Source organism: Aquisalimonas sp. APHAB1-3 (assembly GCF_048323695.1).
GTDB lineage: Bacteria > Pseudomonadota > Gammaproteobacteria > Nitrococcales > Aquisalimonadaceae > Aquisalimonas.
The window spans coordinates 84,176-91,790 of record NZ_JBLWFT010000012.1; the positions used below are offsets into that span (position 1 = coordinate 84,176).

General features: G+C 67.3%; 7 protein-coding genes. 1 reads left to right on the forward strand and 6 read right to left on the reverse strand.

Annotation, left to right across the window (positions count from 1 at the left end; genetic code table 11):
• Positions 1-69 precede the first annotated feature (69 nt).
• The 6 genes from ACNSTU_RS14970 to ACNSTU_RS14995 form a co-directional block, all read right to left on the reverse strand.
• Positions 70-786 (reverse strand): DUF429 domain-containing protein, encoded by a 717-nt coding sequence (locus ACNSTU_RS14970; RefSeq protein ID WP_290637636.1) that lies wholly within the window; start codon positions 784-786, stop codon positions 70-72.
• 27 nt (positions 787-813) lie between these two features.
• A complete protein-coding gene (egtD, locus tag ACNSTU_RS14975) occupies positions 814-1,785 on the reverse strand; it encodes an L-histidine N(alpha)-methyltransferase (protein WP_418212560.1) in 972 nt (323 codons plus the stop codon).
• Positions 1,786-1,840: 55 nt separating this feature from the next.
• The gene (locus ACNSTU_RS14980; protein WP_290637638.1) at positions 1,841-3,049 is read right to left on the reverse strand and encodes an SUMF1/EgtB/PvdO family nonheme iron enzyme; all 1,209 of its coding nucleotides are present in this window, start codon (positions 3,047-3,049) and stop codon (positions 1,841-1,843) included.
• Positions 3,027-3,809, reverse strand: a complete 783-nt coding sequence (locus ACNSTU_RS14985) for a class II glutamine amidotransferase (protein WP_290632266.1) — start codon at positions 3,807-3,809, stop codon at positions 3,027-3,029. The genes ACNSTU_RS14980 and ACNSTU_RS14985 overlap by 23 nt, the downstream gene beginning before the upstream one ends.
• A gap of 191 nt (positions 3,810-4,000) precedes the next feature.
• Complete coding sequence (locus tag ACNSTU_RS14990) at positions 4,001-4,657, reverse strand: response regulator transcription factor (RefSeq protein WP_290632272.1); 657 nt, start codon at positions 4,655-4,657, stop codon at positions 4,001-4,003.
• A gap of 5 nt (positions 4,658-4,662) precedes the next feature.
• On the reverse strand, positions 4,663-6,963 hold the full coding sequence (locus tag ACNSTU_RS14995) for a PAS domain S-box protein (RefSeq protein WP_290632268.1): 2,301 nt from the start codon (positions 6,961-6,963) through the stop codon (positions 4,663-4,665).
• Between the two features lie 114 nt (positions 6,964-7,077).
• Between ACNSTU_RS14995 and ACNSTU_RS15000 the strand changes: the two genes are divergently transcribed.
• Positions 7,078-7,615: AMP-binding protein (locus ACNSTU_RS15000; protein ID WP_418212561.1), on the forward strand; the 538-nt coding region annotated here is incomplete at its 3' end.

Genomic DNA, 7,615 nt, shown 5'->3' on the forward strand with positions numbered 1-7,615 from the left:
TACGCGTGGATCGTAACCGTAGGGTGGACCTTCAGGTCCGCCACACGCCGTGTATCCGCGTAACCCCCGTCAAGCCCGAATCACCATCGGCAACCCGCACTCGTCCCTCTCCACCGTCTCGGGGAAAAACACAGCCTCGCCCCGCGCAATGCGTGCCGCACTCCAGAACGCCGCGAGTGCATCCAGCAGATCGTCCCCCGCGTACCGCTGGCCTGACAGCGCGTCCTGCGTCGCCTCCAGCGCGCCCGGAAGGTCCCGTTCGATAAGGGCGATCCGCTCCTGTCGGCCCAGCGTGCGCTTCTTGTTGTGGCGCATGGGTGTGTTCGCGTTCCAGAGAGTGAAACTGACTTCCGGGTGCACTTCGTACACCCGTTGCCGCCAATCCAGGTGCTCCAGCAGGAACGAGTCCATGGCGCGGATCAGTGGGACGATGTTCCACGCCTGTCGCGACAGCGCCCGCCCGGCCAGGGCGCGGCCGATCTCGCAGGCGGCCTCGTAACTGTTCGCTGTCAGCATGGGGCGGATCGGGGCCGGGAACACGCTGCTGCCGCGCGGACGTCCCAGGTGCGCGCGGGCGGCGATGTCGCAGCCACGAGGCCCTTGTTCGGCGAGGCCGATGGGGATGTCGGCACCGACCACAACGGGAACCGGTGTCATGGCTGTAATGGTGTCCGGGTGCTCAAACCACGCCGCCCGGAGCGACGCCGGCTGGTCCGCCGGCCCCCAGACACACAGCCATCCGCCACGGCAGCCGTCCATGCCGGCGATGACGGGCTGTCCCGTCATGCGGCGTCTGCCACCGGCTGCGCGCGGTCAGGCTTCAAGGTACTGGATGCTGAACCAGCCATGGGTGTCCAGCCATGTGGCGCCGACGCGAAGCCCGGCCTCCGCCGCCAGGGCGTCGATGCCCGACTGCGAGTACTTGTAGCTGAACTCGGTGATGATGAAATCGTCCGCCTCGAACCAAAAGGTGCTGCCGCCCACCTCGATGGATTGCCGGTGGCGGCTGACCAGGTGCATCTCGATCCGGCTCTCCGGCGCGTTCCATACCGCGCGATGACCGAAACCGTCCGCGTCCAGCACGGCCCCGAGTTCCTGCTGCATGCGCGTGAGCAGGTTGCGATTGAATGCGGCGGTGACGCCGGCCGCGTCGTTGTAGGCGGCCTCCAGAACGCCGGCGTCTTTGTGCAGGTCCACGCCCAGAACAATGGCACCACCGGCACCGACGAGCTTACGGAACTGCGCCAGCAGCGCCGCCGCGTCTTCCGGCGGGAAGTTGCCGATGGTCGAGCCGGGGAAAAAGATGGCGCGGCGGGCGACCGGTGCGCCCACCGCGGGGATTGTGAAGCCCGCGGTGAAGTCCGCGCAGACCGGGATGATCTCGACATTCGGAAACTGCTGCCGCAGCGGCGTGAGACTGCTCAGCATGTGCTCGCCCGAAATCTCCACCGGGACGTAGGCCACGGGGTGGTGCAGGCTTTTCAGCAGCAGGCTGACCTTCGCGCTGCTGCCACTGCCGGGCTCCACCAGAACGATCCGCTCGCCAAGCCGTTTGCCGATATCGCCAGCGCTCTGTTCAAGGATCTGCATTTCCGTCCGGGTCGGGTAGTACTCCGGAAGTTCGCAGATGCGATCGAACAGGCGGGATCCCGTGTCGTCGTAGAAATACTTCGGCGGTATCAGGGGCTGGGGCTGAGCCAGTCCGGCGAGCACGTCCGCCATGAACTCCCCCGCGGCGTCGTCACTCCGGTGGTCGTGGGCGAGATGGTTCGCTCCCGGTGTCATTGCGGTCTCCCTGACGGCAGGCATGCACGGTGGTCGTACTGCCGTCCATTGATGATCATTGGGTCAGGTCCCAGGCCAGCCTGAGGCCGGCTTGCTGGTGCCGGACGTGGGGTTCGAAGAAGTTCCGGAAACTCGGGCGCTTCAGTCCCGGTTCGGTGAAGCGGCTGCCGCCGCGGAGCACGAAATGCCGGCCATCGAACCAGGGCATGGAATAGCCGTCGTAGGGAAACGGCTGAAACCCCGGGTAGGGTGCCAGGGCGTTGCCGCACCATTCCCAGACGGTCCCGGCGCCGTGCAGGTGGCCCTCGACCGCCGCCGCTTCCCACTCGAACTCATGGGGCAGGCGCGCCCCCGCCCAGCGCGCGAACGCCAGCGCTTCATGGTGATTGACGCCGCTCACTGGAGCGGACGGCTCCAGGGCGTCGCGGCCACGGGGGCCGTTCCAGAGATAGTGGCCTGGCTCGACCTCGTGCCAGGTCCAGGGCTGCCGGGCGGCGGAGGCCCGACGCCAGGCATCACCTGTTTGCGTCCAGTAATCCGGGGTGTGGTAGCCGCCGTCCACCATGAACGCCAGCCATTCCGCGTTGCTGACCGGATTCCGCCCCAGCCGTGCGCCGTCGAGCGGAACGGTGTGCGCCGGTCTTTCATTGTCGTAACCGCGCACGTGGTCGGTGCCGATGGTGTAGACGCCGGCTGCCACCGTCACCGTCTCCCGGGCGGGAGCGCACGGGTTCAGCCGCTCGAGCGGGGCGGACGCCACCTCGCTGTCGTCCCGGGATGCGGTAATGGCGCTGAGGCAGTAGGCCAGCGTCTCGTGATGCTGGGCGTAGTGCTGTTCGAGGAAATGGGCCAGGTAGTCATCGCGCATCAGCGGGTGGCTGGCCAGTGGCTCGGGCGGTTCTGCCAGCAGGGCGCGGGTGCGTTCGTGGGTGGCCGTCGTCCAGGCGGCGAGGGCCTCGCGTTCCGGCAGCCGCGCCGAGCGCCCCCGCTTGTCGCTGAACTCAGGGAAATAAAGGGCGTGGATGGAGGCGTCCGCCGGCTCCCCGAGAATCCGTTCGCCGATCCAGTGCTGCTCCACCAGTGCACAATGCCCCAGATGCCAGCCGACAGGACTCAGGTCCGGATGGTGCTGCCCGAAGAGGTGGGGCTCTGGCAGGTCCGCTGCCAGCTGTTGCCCGGCCGCATGGTGTTGCGCAAGTGTCTCCAGGGGCGACGCCTCCGGCCCGCTGACAGGAGTCTGATCAAAGGGGGGCTGTCTGGGCATGGCTGCCGGGCTCCAGAATTACCAGATGATGAGCGGGAACGGCGTTCCACTCGGCGTGGTCGTCCAGGGGTTCCGACGCCGCCAGCTGACCGCCGGAAAAACCGGGGTGACCGGTGTGGGTGTACAGACTCGGACAGTCCAGACCGTGCGAGTGGCGGACCACGATCAGCCGTGGGCCCTGGGCGATGAGCAGATTCAGTAGCGCGGGGCGGCCGGCCTGCGACAACCGCTCCCGCAACTCGCTCATGGTGGCCCGGATCGCCCCCGGCAGATCGCCATCGGTCGCGCGCAGGTGTTCGCGCAGCAGGGCGAACAGATACTCGGAGTCGGTGGTGCCGTTGATGTCTGCATCCAACTCCGGACTGAGTCGGGCGCGCAGGTGCGGCCGGATGTCTCGCGCAAAGGCCTCTATGAAGCCGTTATGCAGGAACAGCAGGCCGTCACCCTGGAACGGCTGGGTGTTGGCGTGGCTGTGGGAGAGCGGGTCGGTTGCGCTGCGCACATTGGCGATCCACATCGGGCGCTCCAGAGAGCGTCCCAGCGCGTCCAGATTGGGGTCGGCCCAGGCCGGGAGCGGTGAACGGTACACGGCAGGCTCGCCATGGTCGTCGTACCAGCCGAAGCCGATGCCGTCCGCATTGACCGTTGCCGACAGGGTCTCCCGTGGTGCATGTGCCTGCACCACCAGGCTGTGCGGCGCATCCAGAAGGAACGCCCGCAACCGCAGTGCCGGACCTGTATACGCTGCCATTCTGCACATGCTCGAGATCCTTGAGTCCGCAAGTCCGGCGAGCATTCAGTCTGCCCGCAAGGGAGCGGCTCGCCTACTGTCTCCAAAAATAGTAGACGAAATCGATGCAATAACGATACAGGAATTTTATCTCTCTTGTGTGTGGTCAGATGGTCAACCTGAGAGAGGCCCGGCGGCGGCGCAACGCGTTGTCGTCTGCGTCAGCTGTCTTCGGCGGTGGTGGCCGGAGCGGCGTCGTACGGGTCGATCACACCGGCCACTATGCAGAGCTGAACCAGCTCCGCCAGGTTGTTCACCTGCAGCCGCTGGAAGACACGGCTGCGATACAGCTCCGCCGTGCGGGCGCCGATGTCCAGCTCGGCGGCGATCTCCCGGGCGCGCAGGCCGCGTGCGAGCGGTTCCACCAGGTCACGTTCCCGCGGGGTCAGGGCCTGGAAGCGCTCGGCGACGGCGCGCTCCAGGGCCCGCCGCTCGTGAACACGGCGGTCCTGCTCCAGGGCCTGCTGCACCACGTCCAGCAGCTCCTGCTCGTTGAACGGCTTCTCGATGAAATCCGTGGCGCCGCCGCGGAAGGCGCGCTTGACCATGGGCACGTCGGCGTGGCCGCTGATGAGGATGACCGGCAGCGGGCACTGTTGCTCGCGCAGGGCCTGCTGGACGTTGAGCCCGCCCATGCCGGGCATGCGGACGTCCAGCAGGATGCAGCCGAGCATGTCCGGGTGGACGGCCTCCAGGAACCGGGCGCCGTCGGCGAAGGTCCGGCACTGGATATCCATGGATTCCAGCAGCCAGGCCGTCGATTCCAGCATGCCGGTGTCGTCGTCGATGACATACACCACCGGTTGATACTCGGTCATCGCGTTCACGCCTCTCTCCCCCGCGTCCACACAGCGAGTGTGACATTGAACACCATGCCGCCGTCCGCGTCTGCCTCTCCACTGAGCGTGCCGCCGAGCTGCTCCACGATGGAGCGGCTGATGGTCAGCCCGAGACCCACGCCCTCGGGTTTGCTGGACCGGAACGGCTCGAACAGGTTCTCCACCGCCTGTTCGTCGAGCCCCGGGCCGTTGTCGCGCACGTGGATGATGACCGTGTCTGCGCCATCGTCGTGGCTTGCGTCGATCCACACGTGCGGGGCGGTGTCGTCGCCGCGGTCGCGGCTGGCCTCGATGGCGTTGCGGATCAGGTTCACCAGCACCTGTTCGAGGAGTACCTGGTCAGCCACCACCGGGGGGAGGTGCGCGGGTGGGCTCCATTCGAGGTGAACCCCGCCCCGCCGCGCTTCCCAGGCCACCATGTCCATCACCGAGCGGATGGCCGGCTCTACCGCGACGGCGGTGATCTGGCGACGGTCCTTGCGGATGAAGGCGCGCAGGCGCTGAATGACCTGAGCGGCGTGCTGAGCCCGGTCATCGATGCGTTTGAGGCCGTCCTGAAGGTGGTCACGATCGGGGGTGTCCGCCCGGTCCAGGTGGTTTCTGCAGGCGCGGGCGTAGTTCATGATCGACGCCAGCGGTTGATTCATCTCGTGGGCGATACCGGATGCCAGCTCGCCCATGGTGCTGAGCCTGGCGGCGTGGGCCAGCTCATCCTGGTGTTCGCGGGCCTGGGCCTCGCGCATCTCGCGGTCGGACATGTCCCGGGCGATCACGGAGACGTACTGCAGGGCGTCATCATCGCCGGGGTGGGACATGACCACCATGGAGACCGGGAACGACGCGTCGGGCCCGCAACCGGCCAGCCGCAGGTCGCCACGCCAGACGCCCTCTTGCAGGGCCGTGGGCAGTGCGTCGCGGATGAACGCCTGCCGCGAGTTCTCGGCCACCAGATCGGCCACTTCGATGGTGGTGTGCAGCGGATGCTGTAGCCCCAGGTAATCACCGGCGGCGCGGTTGAAGTGTAGCACCGAGCCCTGGGCATCGGAGAACAGCACCAGATCCGTGGTGGCGGCGACGATTGCGGCGAGTCGCCGGGTCTCTTCTTCCGCGCGATGGCGTTTGGTCACGTCCCGGGAGATACAGACCCATTCGGCGATTTCGCCGCTGTAGGTATCGCGGATGGCGCGCATGGCGATCTCGAACCAGCGGTAACCGCCCTGGGCGTCACGCAGGCGGCAGGTCATGGTGTGAAAGCCGCGCTCGATCAGCGCCGCCTTGGCGTCGGCATCCTGCTGTTCCCGCTCCGCCGGCGCCATCAGATTGCTGAGGGCGGTGCCCTCCAGTTCCCCGGGCATGCGCCCAAGCAGCTGCAGCGATGCGGGCGAGGCGTAAAGGAACGTGCCGGCGCGGTCATGTCTCGAGATGAGGTCCGTGGTGTTCTCGGTGATCAGCCGGTGGATGCGGTCCACCCGGCTGGACCAGCGCGACGCGCGCCGCTGCTCGGTGGCGTCCCGGGCCCGCAGGGCGAGCCGTTGCCCGTCGGCGACGGGGATGTAGGTCCACAGAAGGATGCGGTCCGCCACATCGGTTTCCACCTCGGCGATGGGTCGGACGCCCCGGATCGCTGAGCGGAACAGGGCCTCATGATTGGCAGGGAGCAGGCCGTGTGCGCCGGGCAGGGCGAGCTGTGACGCAAGCGCGCTGGCCGCCGGGTTCTCCAGTACCAGGTCACCGTGGCTGTTGAACAGCAGGCTCGGGCAGGGATCTCGCCACAGCAGGGGCGCTTCCGGCAGCGTCGGGGTATCCCCGGGATCGTTGCTGATGTGCTGCAGCAGCCCGGCCAGTATCACGGTCGCCGCCAGGGCGTCGGGGCCTGCGGGCTCCATGAGGGCGAACAGCGCGTCGCCGCCGTCGGGGAGCCCGGCGCGTATCAGTTGCCACTCCGTGCCCGGGGCCGCCGCCCGGAGCCGGGTGAGTACCGGCGTGTCCGGGCAATGGCCGGTAGCGGTTCCGAGGGCCGTGGGTGTACACGCCGTGAGGCGGGTCGAGAGGCCCTGGTCGCTGCCCTTGCTGAAATGCCTGGTCTGCCCGTGCTGCAGTCGGCGCATCCCGGCGACCGGCTGCAGGAAATCGCCGTCCGGCGGGCGGAGGAACGCGGCGTACGCCTGGTCGGGACACAACGCTTCAAGCAGTCCGATCATGGCCAGGACGCGTGTTCGCTGGTCCGGGGCCAGCGCTGCCGCCCCGGCAGCGCTGGCGAGGGCGTTCGGGATGCTGTTCGTCATGGGTATAGTATTTATACGATAGTTTCTAAGTGATTTTGCAATGTCTGACAACTGTTGCTACGTTCTTCCACCATAAAACATCCAATCAAGCAACCGTTGTGCGGAGGAGACGCAATGCACCAGCCTGCAGCATCCATCTTTGAGCAGCACCTCGGGCAGACGCCCGCCAACTATACGCCGCTGTCGCCCCTTACCTTCATCGAGCGCACCGCCAGTGTCTACCCGGAGCGCACTGCGGTGGTTCACGGCAGCATCCGCCGCAGCTGGGCCGAGACCTACAGCCGCTGCCGGCGTCTCGCCGGTGCGCTGCACAACCGCGGCATCGGCAAGGGCGACACCGTGGCCGCCATGCTGCCCAATATCCCGGAGATGCTGGAGGCCCACTTCGGTGTGCCCATGGTCGGTGCCGTACTGAATGCGCTCAACACGCGGCTGGATGCCGACGCCATCGCCTTCATGCTCGGCCATGGTGAAGCCCGGGTCCTGATCGCCGACCGCGAGTTCGCACCGGTGATCCGCGAGGCGCTGAGCCGTGTCGATCGCGACATCCTGGTGATCGACGTGGACGACCCGGAGTACGGGGAAGGCGAGCCGCTCAGCGATCTGGACTACGAGGCGCTGCTGGCCGAGGGCGACCCGCAGTTCCAGTGGC

Coding starts and splice junctions, on each gene's coding strand:
- ACNSTU_RS14995 (WP_290632268.1), bottom strand. CDS start 6,963: ATGACGAACAGCATCCCGAACGCCCTCGCCAGCGCTGCCGGGGCGGCA.
- ACNSTU_RS14990 (WP_290632272.1), bottom strand. CDS start 4,657: ATGACCGAGTATCAACCGGTGGTGTATGTCATCGACGACGACACCGGC.
- egtD (WP_418212560.1), bottom strand. CDS start 1,785: ATGACACCGGGAGCGAACCATCTCGCCCACGACCACCGGAGTGACGAC.
- ACNSTU_RS14980 (WP_290637638.1), bottom strand. CDS start 3,049: ATGCCCAGACAGCCCCCCTTTGATCAGACTCCTGTCAGCGGGCCGGAG.
- ACNSTU_RS14985 (WP_290632266.1), bottom strand. CDS start 3,809: ATGTGCAGAATGGCAGCGTATACAGGTCCGGCACTGCGGTTGCGGGCG.
- ACNSTU_RS14970 (WP_290637636.1), bottom strand. CDS start 786: ATGACGGGACAGCCCGTCATCGCCGGCATGGACGGCTGCCGTGGCGGA.